This window comes from Streptomyces coacervatus, assembly GCF_029223485.1.
In the GTDB taxonomy this organism is placed as follows: domain Bacteria; phylum Actinomycetota; class Actinomycetes; order Streptomycetales; family Streptomycetaceae; genus Streptomyces; species Streptomyces coacervatus.
On sequence record NZ_JARHTP010000030.1, the window covers coordinates 1 to 18,759 of the forward strand.

At 68.8% G+C, this 18,759-nt stretch carries 17 protein-coding genes and 2 pseudogenes; 10 read left to right on the top strand and 9 right to left on the bottom strand.

Going from position 1 to position 18,759, the window contains the following annotated elements:
- Positions 1-299 precede the first annotated feature (299 nt).
- The 7 genes from P2Q00_RS46285 to P2Q00_RS46315 form a co-directional block, all read right to left on the bottom strand.
- Positions 300-1,343 carry a serine hydrolase domain-containing protein gene (locus tag P2Q00_RS46285; protein ID WP_275780895.1) on the bottom strand — a complete coding sequence of 348 codons (1,044 nt, stop codon included), beginning with the start codon at positions 1,341-1,343 and terminating at the stop codon, positions 300-302.
- A 111-nt stretch (positions 1,344-1,454) separates the two neighbouring features.
- Positions 1,455-2,576, bottom strand: coding sequence for a glycosyltransferase family 4 protein (locus P2Q00_RS46290; protein WP_275780896.1), 1,122 nt, complete (start codon positions 2,574-2,576; stop codon positions 1,455-1,457).
- Positions 2,573-3,109 (bottom strand): dCTP deaminase, encoded by a 537-nt coding sequence (locus P2Q00_RS46295; protein ID WP_275780897.1) that lies wholly within the window; start codon positions 3,107-3,109, stop codon positions 2,573-2,575. The genes P2Q00_RS46290 and P2Q00_RS46295 overlap by 4 nt, the downstream gene beginning before the upstream one ends.
- Positions 3,106-3,645, bottom strand: a complete 540-nt coding sequence (gene dcd / locus P2Q00_RS46300; RefSeq protein WP_275780898.1) for a dCTP deaminase — start codon at positions 3,643-3,645, stop codon at positions 3,106-3,108. Before dcd ends, P2Q00_RS46295 begins: the two co-directional genes overlap by 4 nt.
- Positions 3,642-4,877 (bottom strand): metallophosphoesterase, encoded by a 1,236-nt coding sequence (locus tag P2Q00_RS46305; protein WP_275780899.1) that lies wholly within the window; start codon positions 4,875-4,877, stop codon positions 3,642-3,644. The genes dcd and P2Q00_RS46305 overlap by 4 nt, the downstream gene beginning before the upstream one ends.
- Positions 4,874-6,157 (bottom strand): carboxyvinyltransferase, encoded by a 1,284-nt coding sequence (locus tag P2Q00_RS46310; protein WP_275781000.1) that lies wholly within the window; start codon positions 6,155-6,157, stop codon positions 4,874-4,876. The genes P2Q00_RS46305 and P2Q00_RS46310 overlap by 4 nt, the downstream gene beginning before the upstream one ends.
- A gap of 39 nt (positions 6,158-6,196) precedes the next feature.
- Positions 6,197-6,628: an ATP-binding protein gene (locus tag P2Q00_RS46315; protein WP_275780900.1), complete on the bottom strand. Its 432-nt coding sequence runs from the start codon at positions 6,626-6,628 to the stop codon at positions 6,197-6,199.
- A gap of 175 nt (positions 6,629-6,803) precedes the next feature.
- On the opposite strand from P2Q00_RS46315, the gene P2Q00_RS46320 reads away from it, so the two are divergent.
- Both P2Q00_RS46320 and P2Q00_RS46325 read left to right on the top strand, forming a co-directional pair.
- The gene (locus P2Q00_RS46320; protein ID WP_275780901.1) at positions 6,804-8,075 is read left to right on the top strand and encodes a helix-turn-helix domain-containing protein; all 1,272 of its coding nucleotides are present in this window, start codon (positions 6,804-6,806) and stop codon (positions 8,073-8,075) included.
- Positions 8,072-8,617, top strand: coding sequence for a flavoprotein (locus P2Q00_RS46325; RefSeq protein ID WP_275780903.1), 546 nt, complete (start codon positions 8,072-8,074; stop codon positions 8,615-8,617). The genes P2Q00_RS46320 and P2Q00_RS46325 overlap by 4 nt, the downstream gene beginning before the upstream one ends.
- On the opposite strand, the pseudogene P2Q00_RS46330 reads toward P2Q00_RS46325, so the two are convergent.
- Positions 8,618-9,190, bottom strand: a pseudogene (locus P2Q00_RS46330) (mobilization protein); the annotation flags it as partial.
- A 4-nt stretch (positions 9,191-9,194) separates the two neighbouring features.
- Here P2Q00_RS46330 and P2Q00_RS46335 point away from each other — a divergent pair.
- Positions 9,195-9,779 (top strand): annotated as a pseudogene (locus tag P2Q00_RS46335) (tyrosine-type recombinase/integrase); the annotation flags it as partial.
- A gap of 67 nt (positions 9,780-9,846) precedes the next feature.
- On the opposite strand, the gene P2Q00_RS46340 reads toward P2Q00_RS46335, so the two are convergent.
- Entirely contained in the window at positions 9,847-10,485 is a 639-nt protein-coding gene (locus P2Q00_RS46340) for a hypothetical protein (RefSeq protein ID WP_275780904.1), read from the bottom strand.
- A 412-nt stretch (positions 10,486-10,897) separates the two neighbouring features.
- On the opposite strand from P2Q00_RS46340, the gene hemL reads away from it, so the two are divergent.
- From hemL to ccsB, 7 genes are all read left to right on the top strand, one after another.
- Entirely contained in the window at positions 10,898-12,229 is a 1,332-nt protein-coding gene (hemL, locus tag P2Q00_RS46345; RefSeq protein WP_275780905.1) for a glutamate-1-semialdehyde 2,1-aminomutase, read from the top strand.
- Entirely contained in the window at positions 12,226-12,924 is a 699-nt protein-coding gene (locus P2Q00_RS46350; RefSeq protein ID WP_275780906.1) for a histidine phosphatase family protein, read from the top strand. Before hemL ends, P2Q00_RS46350 begins: the two co-directional genes overlap by 4 nt.
- 189 nt (positions 12,925-13,113) lie before the next feature.
- A complete protein-coding gene (locus P2Q00_RS46355) occupies positions 13,114-14,403 on the top strand; it encodes a polysaccharide deacetylase family protein (RefSeq protein ID WP_275780907.1) in 1,290 nt (429 codons plus the stop codon).
- 77 nt (positions 14,404-14,480) lie between these two features.
- Complete coding sequence (locus tag P2Q00_RS46360) at positions 14,481-15,104, top strand: TlpA family protein disulfide reductase (protein ID WP_275780908.1); 624 nt, start codon at positions 14,481-14,483, stop codon at positions 15,102-15,104.
- A 1-nt stretch (position 15,105) separates the two neighbouring features.
- A complete protein-coding gene (locus P2Q00_RS46365) occupies positions 15,106-15,879 on the top strand; it encodes a cytochrome c biogenesis CcdA family protein (protein WP_275780910.1) in 774 nt (257 codons plus the stop codon).
- A 3-nt stretch (positions 15,880-15,882) separates the two neighbouring features.
- Positions 15,883-17,658, top strand: a complete 1,776-nt coding sequence (gene resB / locus P2Q00_RS46370) for a cytochrome c biogenesis protein ResB (protein ID WP_275780911.1) — start codon at positions 15,883-15,885, stop codon at positions 17,656-17,658.
- Positions 17,655-18,755, top strand: coding sequence for a c-type cytochrome biogenesis protein CcsB (gene ccsB, locus P2Q00_RS46375; protein WP_275780912.1), 1,101 nt, complete (start codon positions 17,655-17,657; stop codon positions 18,753-18,755). The genes resB and ccsB overlap by 4 nt, the downstream gene beginning before the upstream one ends.
- Positions 18,756-18,759 lie beyond the last annotated feature (4 nt).

Here is an 18,759-nt window from a genome sequence, read left to right on the forward strand (position 1 = left end):
AAGCGCGCGACGCGAACCACGTCGCCGCACACTGGAAAGAGGCACTGAACCAGTTCTCACTCTTCTTCGAGGACCGGCTCAGCATCCAATGAAACCAGGCGACTTACACAAGATCACTGACACGCCCGCCGCGTGTGGCACGTGCCCATATCGCTCGCTATGGGAGCTGTTGTCATGGTGGGTGCGTGGTTGTACCGCAGCACAGTCAGCGCTGGTCTGGCGGTATTGACGACGTTGCTGCCGGTGATGTTCCCAGGCAAATAGGCAGATACGGCGCCGAGCACCGATCCCCGTTGGGATCAGGGGAAGGCCAGGTCACGGAAGGCGTTACGGATTTCGGTCAGGGGCTGGCGGTCACGGGTGTAGTAGAGCTTGTTGGTCAGTAGCACCGCCCACCGCCGCTGCCGGGGTGAGATCCACATGCCGGTGCCGGTGAAGCCGTAGTGGACCCAGATGTCCTCAGCGGGGTGCGTGCCAGGGGCGGGGTGCCAGAACAGGCCGCGCACTGGTTCCAGGGTGCCGGTCTGGACGGTTAGTGACTGCCTGGTCCAGTCGGGGCCGAATACGGCTTGCCCGTGGCTGGTTGAGGTGTCCAGCATGTAGCGCAGGAAGACGGCGAGGTCGTCGAGGACGGTGAAGGCGCCGGCGATCCCGCACACTCCGCCTAGGAGGCGAGCGGAGAAATCGTGGGCCACGCCCTTGAGGTGGGTATCGGTGTCCTGGTCGAGTTCGGTCGGTGCGCACCGCGTGGTGATCTCGGCGGGCAGGGGGCCGAAGCGGGTGGAGTGCATGCCCAGCGGCTGCCAAATCCGCTCCCTGGCGAGCTGATCGAGGCCCTGTCCGGAAAGGTGCTCGGCCAGATAGCCGAGGATGAGGGCAGCTCGGTCGGTGTACTCGACGGCTTCGCCGGGCGGACGGTACAGGGCCTCGTGGAGGACTCCGTCGCGGATGTCCTGGGGGTCGGTGCCGTAGAGGTTCTTGAGCTGCGCGCGGAGCGGTGCCCCGGCCGTGTGGGTCAGCAAATGGCGGGCGGTCACGGCGCCGAGTGGGTGGCCGTGGACTTCGGACCAGAAGCCACCGAGCGCGGTGTCGAGGTCGAGCTTGCCTTCCTCCCAAAGAGCTCCGATCGAGGCCCACACGGCGAGGATCTTGGTGAGGCTTGCGGCGTCGAAGACGGTGTCGGGCTGCATCGGCACGTTCGGCTCGTTGGGGTCTAGGACCCCGGTGGCGCCGTGGGCGCGGGTGCCGGTGGCGTCACCGACTGCCCATACGGCGCCGGGGTAGACCTTGTCGCGGACGCCTTCGTTCAGGAGGGCTTCGATGCGGTCGGTGCTGTACGTCATGGTCTCCCTGTTCGCCGTGGCCAACCCGCCGGATCAGCGTAGTGACGCGGGCTGCACCAGTGGGGCAATGGCGTGTCGGACGTCGGCTGCGGGGGCTGGTCGGCGTGTGTCTCAGGCGAGCTGGCGGCCAAGGTCGGCCAGGGCCTGGGCGGTAGTGGAGAGGGGGTAACGGGCGGCGTTCGCGTGGCCCGCCCGTCGCAGGGCGGGCAGCAGGCCGGAGGCGTTCCGTAGGCGGTCGAGGTCGCGGGTGAGCACGGCGGAGTGGGTGAAGTCGGTGGCCACTGCCGACGCGGAGAGGACTTCGTTGAGGCCGGGAACGGGTTGGTACAGGACAGGCAGGCCGCAGGCTTGGGCCTCCAGCGCGACCAGGCCCATGGCTTCCAGGGTGGTGGACGGCATGACCAGGACGTCGTGCTCGGCGAAGGCTTTCCACAACTGTGGACGGCGGAGCCAGCCGAGGTACCGGGCCCGCACTCCGGTCCGTTGGAGGAGCGGGGCCAAGGCGCGGAACTGGGCTCTGGGGGCGGCGATGCTCAGCTCGACTCCTGGAATGGGCGGCAGGCCCGTGATCAGGTGCTCTGCGCCCTTCTCGGCGGTCAGCCTGCCTGCGTAGAGCAGTCGTAGGTGGCTGGTGGAGATGCTGGCGGGCCGCGTCGGCGGATCGGTGAGCAGATGGTCGGGGATGCCCCATGGAATGCGGACGATCTTGCGGCGGTCGATCTGCGGGGCGAGCTTGAGAAGGCGGTCGGCCATCGCGCCGGTGGGGACGACGATTGCGTCGGCGGCCCTCGCCGTCTCGCGCAGGACTTGGAGCTGGTCGCGGTGTGCCTCGGCGAAGATCAGGTCGGTGCCGTGGACCAAGGCGATCCTGGGGTGGGCGGGCATAGCCCGGAGCAGGGCGGGCGTGGCGCCGAAGGTGAGGTGCTGCAGGTGGAGTACCCCGATCTGGGCTGGATCGATCGCGGTCACCAGCGCCCGGCGCAGGGCTGCGACGTAGCGGCTGAAGGCGGCGCCCTCCAGGCACTTGCCGGCGACCGCCAGCAGGTCGAGCCCGGCGGGGAGGTGGGGTTTGGGGGGGGTGGGGGCCAGCATGAAGGCTCGTGCGGGGATGAGGGGCTTGTCGCCGGTGTACAGGTCGAGGAAGAGTTCGACGCTGCCGCCGGGGCTGCCGGCTGGGAGGTCGAGGAAGGTGGCGGCCAGCGGCCCCGCGGCCGGGCGGACGAGGGGGCTCACAGCGCTCCTTGGGGGATCTCTTCGTACAGGCGGGAGATGTCGATGCCGTGCGTGGCGGCGTACTTGGCGCGCTGTTGCTGGTAGCTGGCCGGGGTGCCGAGGGTGGTGAGGAAGACGAGCTTGCCGAAGGTCATTCCCGGATAGACCCGGGCGGGCTTGGCAGCGTGGATCTCCAAGGTCCAGCGGATCGCGTGGCCCTGGTGACCGAGTGGCGCGGAGACGTGGACCCAGATGCCGAGGGCGCCGATGGTGCGGTTGCCGTTGAGAAGTTGGGCATACGTTTCCGAGCCGGTCCTCTCCAGCGTGACGCCGAGGTAGAGCACGCCGGGCTGCAGGACCAATCCGGAGGCGGGGATGGCCAGTTCGGTGAAGGCGGTGGGGGCGGCGGCGTCCAGGTCGCCGTCGCAGATGCGGATCGTGTCGCCCAGCCGCCAGTCGTAGGCATTGGGGGACAGGCGTGCCGGGTCGTAGGGCGCGATGGCGATCTCGCCTGCGCTGACGGCGGCGGCAATGGCGGAGCCGGTGAGGATCACGAGGCGCCCGCCTGCACGTGTGCCGCATCCCGCCAGTAGCAGGAAGGCTGAGGGCCGGCGGCGCCCTGGTACTTGCCTCGGTACAGCTCGACGTCCCCGGTGGAGACGAAGAACATGATCTGCCCGATCTTCATGCCCGCGTACACCCGCAGAGGGCGGATGGGGGAGAGCATCAGAGTCCACTGGCCGTGGAAGCCGATGTCACCGATAGGGGCGGTGATCTCGACGAATAACCCCAGTCGTCCGACCGAGGAGCGGCCGAAGAGCAGTGGGATGAAGAGGTCCGAGCCGACCTCCTCGACGGTGTGGCCGAGGTACAGCTCGCCGGGCTGGAGGACGTATCCGTCCGTGTCGATTCGGATCGTGTGCGTGGGGTTGGCGTGGTGGGCGTCGATGACCTTGGTGGCGTACGTCAGCAGGGTGGCGCCCAGGCGGACGTTGTAGCTGTTGGGGTTGGTCTGCTTCGGGTCGAACGGGGTGATGCGAAGGCGTCCGTCGGCGACGGCCGTGTTGATCTCGGGCCCGGTGAGGATCATTGAGCGCCCCCTTGAAGAGCGTCGGCAGCGTCAGCGAACGGGGCCGCCAGGACGCTGCGCACCGCCTGGCCCAGACGCAGTCCGGCTTGATGAGTGCGGCCGCAGAGATAGGTGTCGGCGATGTAGTCGGTGGTCAGCACGATGCGCGCTGTGGGTGGAAGGGGCGTGGGCGCGACTGCCAAGGGGCCGACGTGTTCGACGAGATGAGCGAGCAGCTTGGCGTCGTCCTCGGACTGATCGTCGGGGAAGAAGGCGTGGACGAGCTGGTTGCCGAAGGGCTCGATGGCGAGCAGGTCGCCGAGAGTGAGGACATCGCCCAGCGGTACGGGGCGTAGAGCGGTCTCGTTGAGGATGACCGCGTCCGCTCCGAGGCCGGTGTGCAGGCGGGTGGCGATCTCGCCCAAGAGGAGGCGCCGGTCCAACAGGGTATTGAGATACGGCTCGTTCACGATGCCGAGTCGGCTCCCGAGGGTGTTGCCGATGAGGGCGATCTTCTCCTGTAGTAGGGCGAGGTCCTCGGGGATCAGGGACGTGTCGGGGAAGGCGCCTACGCGGACGGCCCAGCCGGCCCCGACCGGCTCGGCGGTGGCGTACCCGACGCCGAGTTCGTGGCCCTTTACGACGAGGGTGTCACCGACGGGCACGGGGCCGTAGGTGTCGCTGTGGCAGTGTCCGGCGAAGATGACGTCCGCGAACGGGCAGGCGGCGGCCAGCTTCAGGTCCTCGTCGAAGCCCGAGTGGGACAGCACCATCCAGGCGTCGGCACGGTGATGGTGCTCCAGCATCACCTCGCGCAGGGCCTGGGTGGGGTCGGTGACGTGGTGGCCCGTGCGCTGGTTGGCAGGGATCGCGTTGAAGGCTTGCAGGCCGATTACCGCGGTGACGGCAACTCGCCGGCCACCGATGCGCTCGATGCGCACGCGGTCGAAGAGCGGCCTGCCGCTGCCGTCGGCTGTGTTCGCGCACACGGTCATCGCGTGCAACTGCGGTTCGAAGTAGTGCGGCCAGCCGTGGTTTCCGGGGGCGAGCAGGTCGTACAGGCTGGTGAGAACCTCGCGCTCGATCTGCCCCTGGCCGAAGCGGTAGAAGCCGGTGCCTTCGAAGAAGTCGCCGCAGTCCACCATCAGGCTCTGGGCCCTGGCGGCGTGGAGGTAGGCGAGCATCGACGTGGCTCGGTCGAAGGAGGAGTGGACGTCGGTCGTGGCAGTGATTCGCTGGAGCTGCCGGGTCATGGAGTGACCTCGCAGATGTCGGCGCCCAGGGCATGCAGCTTGGTGGGCAGATCGGCGTGCCCGCGCCGGAGCTGTTCGAGGCCGCCGAGGGTGGTGACGCCGTGCGCGGTGAGGCCGGCGATGAGCAGGGCTGAGCCGGTGCGGATGTCGGTGGCCTCCACGCCGGCGCCTGTCAGCTGCTGCGGTCCGGTGAGGCTGCATTCGGTGGGCGAGAGTTCGTGGATCTCGGCGCCGAGGCGTGTGAGCTGGGGGAGCAGGTTGCCGTGTCGGCCGGGGTTGATGGTGTCGGCGAACAGGTGAGTTCCGGGCAGTCCGAGGGCGAGGGCCATCAGCGGTGGTTCGAAGTCGGCGTCCAAGCCGCCGGGGGAGAGGGAGGCGATGGCGCGCAACGATCGCCCGGTCGGCTCGGCGTCGTGGGCCCGGACGGTGAAGGCATCGCCCTCGACGTCGGCTGGGACTCCCAGCCAGTTCAAGGCTGAGACCAGGGGAGCGACGTCGTCGACGCGTACGCCCCGGATGTGTGCACCCCCGCCGGTCGCCGCGACCGCACACGCCAGCGTCCCGGCTTCGACCTTGTCGCCGGGCACCGCCCAGACGGTGGTCTCCGTCGAGACGGAAGTGGGTGGTGACAGCGTCAGGACCGACTCACTGACTCGGCACGCCCATCCCGCCACCTGCAACGCCTCTACGACGCTGATGACTTCAGGCGAGAGGTTGGGGTGGCCAAGGCGCAGGGGTCGGCCGGCTACGACCGCGCGCAGGAGGGCGGCGATGCTCGCCCCGCGAGAACGGAAAGGCAGCACCACAGACACCGTTTCGGTCCCACCGGTGGCTGCTTCCACGACGTATCCGTGGCCGTCTACGGTCGTGCGGTCACCGAAGCGCTCGTAGACCTTGAAGTGCTGCTCCATCCCGCGTTCCCCGATCCGGCAGCCGCCCGGCCAAGGCAGCCTGGCTCGCCCGTACGCGCCGAGCAGGGCCGGTACGAGGTAGTACGAGGCCCGGATGCGGGCGGCGACCTCGGGATCAGGGCCTGGCTGGGGCTTGTCGCTCGGCAGGATCACGGTGGTGTGCGGGTCGCTGACGGGGCGGGCGGTGTGCCAGCCGGCCTGTTGGAGCAGGGTGAGCATGGTCTCGACGTCCGTGTTCGACGGGACGTTGCTCAGATGCACCGGGCGGTGCAGGGCCGCGGCGGCGGCCAGCAGGGGCAGGGCCGCGTTCTTGGAGCCGTCGACGGTGATGGAGCCGGCGAGTGGGCTGCCGGGTCGCACGGCGACCACTTCTGCGGCGACGGGGGGAATGCGTACGGCTGTCAACGGTCAACTCCTCTGCAGGGGCAGGTGTGATGCGGTGGATGGTGGGGTGCTGACCTTGAACTCGGCCCAGCAGCGTTTGCCGGGTGGCAGCGGATCGAAGCCGTGGCGGTCCGCGAGTGCTGCGACGAGGAACAGCCCGCGTCCGCCTTCCTCGTCCACATCCGACAGGCCGACCTGTGGGACGGCGGGGTTGGCGTCGTTCACCTCGATCCGCAGTTCCTTGTCGCTCAGGCAGGCGCTGGCCGTGATCGGGCCGCCGTTTGCGTGCCGGACCGCGTTCGCGATGAGCTCTGCGGCCACCAGCTCTGCCGCGTCCAGGAGTTCGGGGCCGAGGAAGGCGCCGAAAGCCCGTATCCCGTCCGCGAGCTGCTGACGCGCGGACGCTGCGGCAGCTGGCGTGCCGGAGACGGGAATCCGGATGTGATGCGCTTCCATGAGCGGCCTCCTGGTTGGTTCGGCCACTCCACGCAACCGCTCCGGAGGTGAGCGGAACCAGTTGGTGTGCCGGGGCTGCATCACTTATGCAGGAGCTGCATCACTGCCAAATGCCGCTCGGTTACTCTCGGTTGAGCAGGCAGGATCGGCGACGGCAGAAGGGGCCGTGGCACAGATGGCCGAGGCACAGAGTGAAGCGAGACGGATCGGCGAAGTGATCCGTCAGGCACGCGTGTTACAGCGGCGCTCGCAGAGGGACGTTGCTGCCGCGCTTGGGTATCACCAGTCGAAGGTGAGCCGCCTGGAGGGTGGCAGGGGTACCGAGGACGTGCGAGTGCTGCGCGAGATCGCGCAGGTGCTGGAGATTCCGCCGCAACGTCTCGGCCTCGCCGCCGCTTCTGATGCCAGCCCCGCCGAGCCCGGAACAGAGGACATGCACCGCCGTACCTTCCTTGCCGCGAGCGTCGCCGCGCTCGCGGCTCCGCCGTCGTCGAGCGCGGCACATCACGACCTGATCCAAGTCCTGTTGCCAGGCACGAGCCCCGCGGCCCCCGGGCAAGCCCTGGGCCTCGACGAGCTGCGGGACCGGGCACGGGCCGTACGCCGGATGTTCTGCACGTGCGACTACGCGGAACTGGAGCAGACCTTGCCGGGTCTGATCGCCGACCTGCGGCAGGCCGCCGGAGGCTCATCCGGCTCGGCGGAGGTGTCCGGGCTGCTCGCGACCGCCTACCAGACGTCGGTGAGCCTGTTGCTGAAGCGGGCCGATCAGGGCAACGCCTGGCTCGCGGCCGGTCGGGCCATGGCCGAGGCGGAACGGTCCGGGGATCCTGTCGTCCTCGCCGCCAGTGTCCGCGTCCACGCGCACGTCCTCGTGCGGGAGAAGCACACGGCCCAGGCCGTGAACATGGTCCGCCACACTGCCGACCAGCTCACCGGCTCCTACGACCAGCGTTCGCCCCGGTACCTGGCCGCGGTTGGTCTGCTGTTGCTCCGCGGGGCGACCGCCGCCAGCAGAAACGGCGACCGTGACACCACCCAGGACTTCCTCACCGAAGCCAAGGAAGTGGCTCGCTATGTCGCCTTCGACCGGCCGGACGCCTGGGCGAACTTCAGTCCCACCAACGTCGCCCTCCACGAGATCAGCGCAGCCGTCTCCTTCGGTGACGCCGGCATCGCCCTGGAAACCGCACGGCCGCTCATGCGGCGGCACATTCCTGTCCCCGAGCGCCGGGCCGCGCTGTGGGTGGAGACGGCCCGCGCCTACAGTCAGCAGGGCAGGCTCGCCGAGGGCTACCAGGCCCTGCGTATCGCCGAGAGCTGCGCGGCACAGGACATCCGCCGCCCGGCCGTACGCGAACTGGTCGCCGACATGGCAGCCCGCGACCGCCGCCGGGCACTGCCCGAGCTGCACCACTTCAGCCGCCAACTGGGAGTGCCCGCGTGAGTGATCAGCCCGACAAGCCGTTCCTACAGATCGTGGTATGCGCGGCCGGGGTCGCCGCCGACGTCGGCAAGCTGATCACCGCAGCACAGGAACGGCACTGGGACGTCGGCGTCATTGCCACCCCACAAGGACTCGGCTTCCTCGACGCGGAGGCGGTCGAGTCCCAGACCGGCCGCCCCATCCGCTCGGCCTGGCGATCACCGGGCGAACCGCGCCCGACCCGGCCCGCGGACGCGATCGCGGTCGCCCCGGCCAGCTTCAACACCATCAACAAGTGGGCCGCCGGGATCTCCGACAATCTCGCCCTGGGCGTCCTGTGCGAAGCACCCGCCATGGACATCCCGGTCGCCGTGCTGCCGTACCTGAACTCAGCGCAGGCCGCCCACCCCGCGTACCGCCAGAGTGTGGAACGGCTACGCGAGATGGGCGTCCTGATCGGCTCGTACGAACCGCACCGGCCAAAGGCCGGCGGCGGGGCCGACCGCTACCGCTGGGAGGAAGCCCTGGAGCTCCTCGCGCCCAGGCTGTCCGCCCCGGCCTGATCAGCGCCGCCGTGTCGGTGCCGCCTGCGGGGGCAGAGTGGTGGCTGTGGCAGGGGGGACCGGCACGCTGGGCCGTTGCCTGGCACTGTGCGCCCTGGCTGCCTGGGCCCAAGGACCGGGAACGTGGCGCTCGCCGAGGCGGCGGATACGCCAGGTCAGCGCGCGGGCGGGACTGCGGGCGTCATCCAGGGCACGTTGGTGCAGCGCTTGGCCGAGGACGGTGGCTGCCTTGTGTCCTGCTGCCTCTGCCTCGGCGAGCACGGTGGCGAGTGCGTCCCAAGCGGGGTCGTTGAGGATGCGCTCGGCGTGCTCCGGAACCACATCCTGAAGGTGGTGGGCGAAGCGGCGCTTGGTCTGCGGGCCGGGTGCCCGGCTGGCGAGGTCGACCAGGACGGGCTCGGCGGTCTGCGCGTACGCGGTCTGCAGGTGGAGGAGGGCCTGTTCGGCTGCCGCCTCCTGCTGGGCGTGCTGGCGGGTGCGGTGCCAGTGCAGCGCGAAGGCGACCGCGGTGAGTGCGGCGTCCAGGAGCATGGTGAGCCCGGTGCCGTCACTGTCCTGTGGCCTCCCGCGCCAGCAGGTCTTCGCCCTGCCCAAGGGCAACAAGATCCGGTCAGTGCCCCTGCCTGCGCAGCTCGCCGCCGCCCTCAAGCTCCACATGAAGCAGATCCCGCCGGTCGAGGTCACCCTGCCCTGGGGTAAGCCGGACGGTGAGCCGAAGACGTTCCGCCTCCTCTTCGTCGACAAGAAGAGCCGGGCCTACAACCGCAGCGTTTTCAACATGGGCGGCTGGAAGCGCGCCCTGGCCGCGGTTGGTGTGATCCCTCCCCGCGAGCGCGGCGCGCGCTACCTCCAGGCGGCTCCGGAAGATGGCATGCACACCCTCCGGCACGCCTACGCCTCCGTACTCCTGGACGCGGGGGAGAGCATCAAGGCGCTCTCCGAGTACCTCGGTCACTCGGACCCGGGTTTCACGCTTCGGACGTACACACACCTGCTGCCGTCCAGCGAGACCCGCACCCGCAAGGCGATCGACGACGCCTTCACGGAAACGGAAACGGAAGCCGAGGCGGAAGCGGAAGACGGCGGCGACCCGCCCGCCGCCCAGGGCGCATCAGCACCCCCAGCCAAACCAATGTGCCCTCAATGTGCCCTGGCCGCCTGACGGCCCCTCTCCGGCACCAAAAAGGGCGAGGCCCGAAGACCCCGCCCGCTACCGATGAAACCCCAGGTCAGGGCCACACCAGGCAGTACGGCTGATGCCCCGCCTCATGCAACCGATGGCTGAAGTCCTGCCACTCGTGCAGCAGTTGGTACACATTGAACGCATCCCGCGGCCCCCCGCGATCCGGCACCGTCGACCAGATGAACGCCGCCGCGCCCACCGCCTCCTCGCCTATGCCGCGCAGGGGGTCGACGACCGTCATGGGGAGTTTGACCACCGCGTAGTCGGGGTGCAGGACTACAAGCTCCAGCGGCGGGACCTTGTGGAGCGGGACGCCTTCGATGCCCGTCAGGACCATCGCCGCCATCGTCTCCGGCTTGATCTTGGTGAACATGCCGTTCATGCCGAGCTCGTCGCCGCCGAGTTCCTCGGGGCGCATCGAGATCGGGACGCGGGCCGCGGTCGCGCCGTCCGGCGCGCCGAAGTACTTGTACGTCACCCCCACCCGACCACCATTCCTGCTCCCCGCCCGGAGCGCGTCGGCCCGGCGGTCGATCCGCCGGTCGATCTGCTCGGGCTCGCTCGGTGCACCCTGTCCCTGACGTGCCGCGGTAGCTTCCTCCGCCTCGCGTCGGTGCCTTCCCCGATGGGCACGTCGAGGACCCAGGTCGTCAGTCCCCTCGCCCAGTCCGCCACCGCGATGCATATCTCCACCCGACTGCTTTTCTAGGACGCGCAGGCCCCGCCGCGCAACCCGATCATCGTGTCAGTGACCTCCCCCACGGCCGCCCGCCGAAACGTGCGCTGAAACACCTGTCCGCAGGATCTTCGCAGCCTCTGAACAAGCCTCCGTACACCTCGTCGTACACCTGGCCGCGCACCCGGTCGTCAATCCGGTCGTACATCCATCCGTACACCTATACGTACGCCGGGGCCGTATGAGCTGTGTGTATCAGCACCCAGTTTCCAGTACCCAGTTTCGCAGATCGCGCCGGGCCGCGGCTCTCGCTCGGGCCGGCCCCAGCGGCCGCTGCCGCCCGTGCCCCCTGGCCTACCCTGAGGAGGTCCCTTGCAACCGGAGCCCGAGAAGTCGGAGAAGGTCGGAGAAGTCGCAGGTCATGAGCGAACTGCCCAATTCACTGCCTTATTCATACGAAGCGCCTGTCTCGCAGGCACTGTTCGACCGGGCTGCGGCCGTCACGCCCGGCGGCGTGAACTCCCCGGTGCGTGCCTTCCGGGCCGTGGGCGGTACGCCACGGTTCATGGTGTCCGGCACCGGTCCGTATCTGACGGATGCGGACGGGCGGGAGTACGTCGACCTGGTGTGTTCCTGGGGGCCGATGATCCTCGGGCACTCCCACCCCGAGGTCATCGCCGCAGTTCAGGACGCCGTCTCGCGCGGTACCTCCTTCGGTACGCCCGGTGAGGGCGAGGTCGCGCTCGCGGAGGAGATCGTCGAGCGGGTCGAGCCCGTCGAGCAGGTGCGGCTCGTCAGCAGCGGGACCGAGGCGACCATGAGCGCCATCCGGCTCGCCCGTGGGTTCACCCGGCGCAGCAAAGTGATCAAGTTCGCCGGGTGTTATCACGGTCACGTCGACTCGCTGCTCGCCGCGGCGGGGAGCGGCGTGGCCACGTTCGCGCTTCCCGACACGCCCGGTGTCACCGGAGCCCAGGCCGGCGACACCATCGTGCTGCCGTACAACGACCTGGAGTCCGTGCACGAGGCCTTCCACCGGCACCCCGGCGAGATCGCCTGCGTGATCACGGAGGCCTCGCCCGGGAACATGGGCGTCGTGCCGCCCCGGCCCGGGTTCAACCAGGGGCTCAAGGACGCCTGCTCGAAGAATGGCGCTCTCTTTATCTCCGATGAGGTCATGACAGGTTTCCGGACCAGTCGGGCGGGGTGGTTCGGGATCGACGGGGTCCGGCCCGATCTCATGACCTTCGGGAAGGTCATGGGGGGCGGGTTCCCCGCCGCCGCCTTCGGCGGTCGCGCGGACATCATGGCGCACCTCGCGCCCGCCGGGCCCGTCTACCAGGCAGGCACCCTCTCCGGGAACCCGGTCGCCACCGCGGCCGGCCTCGCCCAGCTGCGCCTCCTCGACGACGCCGCCTACGACAAGGTCAACACCGTGTCGCAGACGATCCAGTCGCTGGTCACCGATGCGCTCACCAAGGAAGGCGTCGCGCACCGGCTGCAGAACGCCTCCAACATGTTCTCCGTCTTCTTCACGGACCGGGAGGTCCGCGACTACGAGGACGCCAAGAAGCAGGAGTCCTTCCGCTTCACCGCCTTCTTCCACTCGATGCTGGCGCAGGGCGTCTATCTGCCGCCCTCGTCCTTCGAGTCCTGGTTCGTGTCCACGGCCCACGACGAACAGGCCGTGCAGCGCATCGCCGACGCCCTCCCGGCGGCGGCCCGAGCGGCGGCGGAGGCCACGGCAGCATGAGCGACATCACCAGCGACACCGGCAGTGACATCACCGTCGTACATGTCATGCGGCACGGCGAGGTCGCCAATCCGGACGGGGTCCTGTACGGGCGGCTCCCCGGGTACCACCTCTCCGAACTCGGGCGGCAGATGGCCGACCGGGTCGCCGAGCATCTCGCACCCCGCGACATCACCTACGTCTGCGCCTCCCCGCTGGAGCGGGCCCAGGAGACGGCGACCCCGGTCGCCAAGGCGCACGGGCTCGACCTCGCCACCGACGAGCGGCTCATCGAGGCCGACAACGTCTTCCAGGGCAAGACCTTCGGCGTCGGGGACGGGGCGCTGCGCAAGCCGGGGAACTGGAAGCACCTCGTCAACCCGTTCAAGCCGTCGTGGGGCGAGCCGTACGTCGACATCGTCGTACGGATGATGCAGGCGCTGGACGCCGCCAAGGACCAGGCGCGGGGGCACGAGGCCGTCCTCGTCAGTCACCAGCTGCCCGTCTGGATCGTCCGGTCGTACGTCGAGAAGCGGCGGCTGTGGCACGACCCGCGCAAGCGGCAGTGCACGCTCGCCTCGCTGACGTCCTTCACCTACCAGGGCGACAAGCTCGTGTCCGTCGGCTACAGCGAGCCGGCCCGCGACCTCGTCCCGGCCCATCTCCTCGCGGGCGCCAAGCCGGTGAAGGGGAAGGACAAGGCGTTCGGGGCGTGAGCGCTCCGCTGATGCACAGCCTCGCGTGATGCACAGCCTCGCGCCCCTTCGGGCACATTGCATCCCCTTTGGGTTCCTATGACACGCTCGTGACATTTGTTGCCAGATCAACGTGATCGAGAGGAACCTCCCCCATCGTCATGTCCTCTGAATGGGTGACCACCACAGGACATGACGATCGGGGCTGGAATGCGCACTCGTAGCGCTCTCACTCGCAGGGGAATGCTGGGTCTCGGCGCGGGCGCCGCGGCCGCCGTCGGACTCTCCGGCTGCGGCACCCTCACGCCGTCAGACGGGTCGAGCCATGGTTCGGGTTCCAATGGCGACGGATCCGGCAGCAAGAAGAACTCGGCGCGCCCGATCGGCGACGGCTCGACCTCGTACACCGGCAAGCAGCCCCACCAGCCCGCCAAGCCCGAGCCGTTGGAGCCGGGGCAGACCCCGCCGCAGTTCGTGATCTTCTCCTGGGACGGGGCCGGCGAGGTCGGCAACGGTCTCTTCCCGCGCTTCCTCGACCTCGCCAAGCAGCACGGCGCGTCCATGACCTTCTTCCTCTCCGGGCTCTATCTGCTGCCCGAGTCGAAGAAGCGCCTCTACAACCCGCCGAACAACCCGCGCGGCGCCTCCGACATCGGCTACCTCACCGACGAGCACGTCAAGTCCACGCTCACCAACGTCCGCCGCGCCTGGCTCGAAGGCCACGAGATAGGCACCCACTTCAACGGCCACTTCTGCTCCGGCTACGGCACCGTCGGCAACTGGACGCCCGTGCAGTGGAGGAGCGAGATAGCGCAGGCCAAGGCCTTTGTGAAGGAGTGGCGGACCAACACCGGCTGGACCGACATGCCGTCACTGCCCTTCGACTACGAGAAGGAGCTCGTCGGCGGCCGCACGCCCTGCCTGCTCGGCCAGAACAACCTGCTGCCCACCGCCAAGGAGCTCGGCTGGCGCTACGACGCCTCCTCGCCCGGTGGTCTGCAGGTGTGGCCGCAGAAGAAGCAGGGGCTGTGGGACCTGCCGTTGCAGGGGATACCTTTCCCCGGCCACAGCTTCCAGGTCCTCTCGATGGACTACAACATGCTCGCCAACCAGTCGAAAGCCTCGACCAACGCGCCCGCCTACAACTACCCGACCTGGCGCGAGCAGGCCGCCGGGGCCTACATAGCCGGCTTCAAGCGGGCATACGAGACAAACCGTGCACCCTTCTTCATAGGCAACCACTTCGAGCACTGGAACGGCGGCATCTACATGGACGCCGTGGAGCAGGCGTTCAAGCACATCGCGCAGCAGAAGGAGAAGGGCGCGGACGTACGCCTCGTCTCCTTCCGGCAGTTCGTCGACTGGATGGACGTACAGAAGCCGGAGGTGCTCGCCAAGCTGCGCACCCTCGGTGTCGGTCAGCAGCCGGTCGGCGGCTGGAAGACCTTCCTTCAGGCCACCCCGTCCGGCTCCTCCTCGCCCACCGGGCAGGCCGCCTGAAATGCGGATTTCGGGCGGCAAGGCTCCCTTGAGGGGGGTGCGCAAGATCCCCGGAACGGGCATGCGAAACTTTTCACATGAGTGCCGCAAGCCGCGCCCCCGTGCGCTCGAACCGCGCACGTCGCCGAGTCGTCCTGACCACCGCCGGTGCCGCGGTCACCGCGCTGCTGATGTCCGCCTGCTCGTCCGGAGGGACCTCCGGCGGGGGCGGTGACACCAATTTCGTCATGGGCAAGGACGGCATCTCCACCGCGAAGAAGGGGGAGCGGGCCGCGGCGCCCGAGCTGTCCGGCAAGACGGTCAACGGGGGACAGCTCGACGTCTCGTCCTACAAGGGCAAGATCGTCGTCCTGAACGTATGGGGCTCCTGGTGTGCCCCCTGTCGCGCCGAGGCGCCGAACTTCGAGAAGGTCTACCAGGACCTCAAGGCCAAGGGCGTGCAGTTCGTCGGCATCAACACCCGCGACACCAGCACCCAGAACGCGGTCGCCTTCGAGAAGCAGCAGGGCGTCACCTACGAGAGCCTGTACGACCCCACGGGCAAGCTGATGCTCCGCTTCAAGAAGGGCACGCTCAACCCGCAGGCGGTCCCCTCCACGCTCGTCCTCGACCGGGACGGCAGGATCGCCGCCCGCTCGCTGGCCGCGCTCAGCGAGGACAAGCTGCGCAAGATGATCGCCCCCGTTCTCGCGGAGAAGTGACGTGACCTCAGTCACCACGCTCGCCGCCGAGACGGGCTACAACACCACGGTGCTCCACGGCGCCCTGCTGCTCGCCCTGCCCATCGCGCTGCTCGGCGGACTCGTCTCCTTCTTCTCCCCGTGCGTCCTGCCGCTCGTACCCGGCTATCTGGCGTACGTCACCGGAGTCGCCGGCACCGACCTCGCCGAGGCCCGGCGCGGGCGCATGGTCGCCGGGGCCTCCCTCTTCGTGCTCGGCTTCACCGCCGTGTTCGTCTCCGGCGGCGCCCTGTTCGGCTACTTCGGCGACACCCTCCAGGAGAACAAGGACGTCCTGTCGAAGGTGCTGGGCGTGCTCATGATCCTCATGGGCGTCTTCTTCATGGGCCTGATGCCCTGGATGACCCAGCGCGAGTTCCGCCTCCACAAGCGGCCGGTGTCAGGCCTCGCGGGAGCCCCGCTGCTGGGCGCGCTGTTCGGCATCGGCTGGACCCCGTGCATCGGTCCGACCCTCTCCTCCGTGCTGACCCTGTCCGCACAGCAGGGCAGCGCGGGCCGCGGCGCCCTACTGACCGTCGCCTACTGCCTCGGTCTCGGTGTGCCCTTCGTGCTCGCCGCGGTCGCCTTCCGCAAGGCACTCGGGGTCTTCGGCTGGGTCAAGCGCCACTATGTCTGGGTGATGCGGATCGGCGGCACGATGATGATCGTGACCGGTCTGCTGCTGCTCACCGGTGCGTGGGACCGCATCGTGCAGGACATGCAGTCCTGGTCCGCCGGCTTCACTGTGGGGATCTGATCGATGAGCGAGACCACCAGCACCGGCACGACCCCCGAGCGGGCCGACGACGCGGACCTCGGTGCCGCCGGCTCCCAGCTGTCCACCGCTCCCAGGGAGGAGCTGGGGAACCTGCCCGGCCTGGGTGTCATCGGCTGGGCCCGCTGGTTCTGGCGGCAGCTCACCTCCATGCGGGTCGCGCTGCTTCTGCTTCTGCTCCTCTCCCTCGGCGCGATCCCCGGTTCGCTGATCCCGCAGTCCGGCATCGACGAGACGAAGGTCGCCGACTTCCGCAAGGCGCACACCTTCCTCGCGCCGGTCTACGACAAGCTCGGCCTCTTCCACGTCTACAGCTCGGTGTGGTTCTCCGCGATCTACATCCTGCTGTTCGTCTCCCTCATCGGCTGCATCATCCCGCGCACCTGGCAGTTCGTCGGCCAGCTGCGCGGCCGCCCGCCGGGCGCCCCCAAGCGCCTGACCCGGCTGCCCGCCTACACGACCTGGCGCACCGAGGCCGAGCCGGAGCAGGTCCGCGAGGCCGCGCTTGCGCTGTTGAACAAGCGCCGCTTCCGCGCCCACCTCGCCGGTGACGCCGTCGCCGCGGAGAAGGGCTATCTGCGCGAGGTCGGCAACCTCGCCTTCCACATCGCGCTGATCGTGATGCTGATCGCCTTCGCCTGGGGCCAGCTCTTCAAGTCCGAGGGCAACAAGCTGGTCGTCGAGGGCGACGGCGACGGCTTCTCCAACACCCTCATCTCCTACGACGACTTCAAGTCCGGCAACCTTTTCAGCAGCGACGACCTGTTGCCGTTCAGCTTCACCCTGGACAAGTTCACCGGCACCTACGAGACGAACGGCCCGAACAGGGGCACCGCGCGTACCTTCCAGGCCGCCCTCACCTACAGCGAGGGCGCCTACGGCAAGGACAAGAAGGACCTCGTCAAGGTCAACGAGCCGCTGCAGATCGGCAGCGCCAAGGTCTACCTCACCGCCCACGGCTACGCCCCCGTCATCACCGTCCGCGACGGCAAGGGCAACGTCGTCTACCGGGATGCCGTACCGCTCCTCCCGCTCGACTCCAACGTCACCTCCACCGGTGTGGTCAAGGTCCTCGACGGCTACAAGAACGCCCAGGGCGTCAGCGAACAGCTGGGCATCTCGGCCTTCTTCCTGCCGACCTACACCAAGGGCAGCGAGACCGCCTCCACCTTCCCCGCGCTGCAGAACCCGGTGCTGAACCTGACGCCGTACCACGGCGACCTCGGCGTCAACTCCGGTATCCCGCAGAGCGTGTACCAGCTCGACAAGTCGCATGTGAAGGCGTTCAAGGACGCCAAGGGCGCCCAGCTCAGGGACAACCTGAAGCCCGGCCAGACCATGAAGCTCCCGAACGGCGCCGGCACGATCACCTACGAGTCCACCAAGGAGTGGGCCAACTTCCAGGTCGTCCAGCAGCCCGGCACCGACTGGGCCCTTGCCGGTTCCCTCGCGGCGATCTTCGGCCTCGCCGGCTCCCTGTTCATCCAGCGCCGCCGCGTATGGGTACGGGCGGTCAAGGGCGCCGACGGTGTGACGGTCGTGGAGATGGCCGGCCTCGGCCGCAGCGAGTCCGCCAAGGTGCCCGAGGAACTCGGCGACCTCGCCGGGATCCTGTACGACCGGGCGCCGGGCGCGCCCGAGCCCGATGACGACACAGACGACCACTCCGACGCCGAACCCGACGCCGGCTCCGCAGACCAAGACGACAAGACCACCCCCGACTCCGAAGTCGTACCTGCCGAAGGGGCTGAGACGAAGTGACTCTCGCCGCCGGAACCGAGTTGGCCACGGCCACCAACGAACACCTCGCGAACATCAGCAACACGCTGATCTACTCCGCGATGGCCGTCTACACGCTGGCCTTCTTCGCGTACATCGCCGAATGGCTCTTCGGCAGCCGCAGCAGGGTCGGCCGCACCGCCGCCGCGCTGACCACCGGGGCGGAGAAGGCCAAGGGGGCCCCGGCCGTCACCGTGAAGAAGGCCGGCGGCACCGCCGTGCTGGAGCGGCCCAAGGTCGTCGTACGGGCCTCGGCCGGGGCGCGTGACGTGCCCGACGGGCCCGGGGCGCACGGCGGGGACGAGCAGGGCGACCTCTACGGGCGTATCGCCATCTCGCTCACCGTGCTCGCCTTTCTCATCCACCTCGGTGGTGTGGTCGCTCGCGCGGCCTCGGTGGAGCGGGCGCCGTGGGGCAACATGTACGAGTTCAACATCACCTTCTCCACCGTCGCCGTGGGCGTGTACCTCACGCTGCTCGCGCTGAAGAAGAACATCCGCTGGCTCGGGCTGTTCCTGATCACCACGGTCCTCCTCGACCTCGGCATCGCCGTCACCGTCCTGTACACCGCCAGTGACCAGTTGGTTCCCGCCCTCCACTCGTACTGGCTCTACATCCACGTCTCCACCGCCATCCTGTGCGGCGCGGTCTTCTACGTGGGCGCCGTCGGCACGCTGCTCTACCTCTTCAAGGACTCGTACGAGACCAAGCTGGAGAACGGCGGCACCCCCGGCCGCTTCGCGACGTCCTTCCTGGAGCGGCTGCCCGCCTCCTCCTCCCTGGACAAGTTCTCGTACCGCATCAACGCGGCCGTCTTCCCGCTGTGGACGTTCACGATCATCGCGGGCGCGATCTGGGCCGAGTCGGCCTGGGGCCGCTACTGGGGCTGGGACCCGAAGGAGACCTGGGCGTTCATCACCTGGGTCGCCTACGCCTGCTACCTGCACGCCCGCGCCACCGCCGGCTGGAAGGGCCGCAAGGCCGCCTACCTGGCCCTGATCGCCTTCGGCTGCTGGCTGTTCAACTACTACGGCGTCAACATCTTCGTCTCCGGCAAGCACTCGTACGCGGGCGTCTGAGACA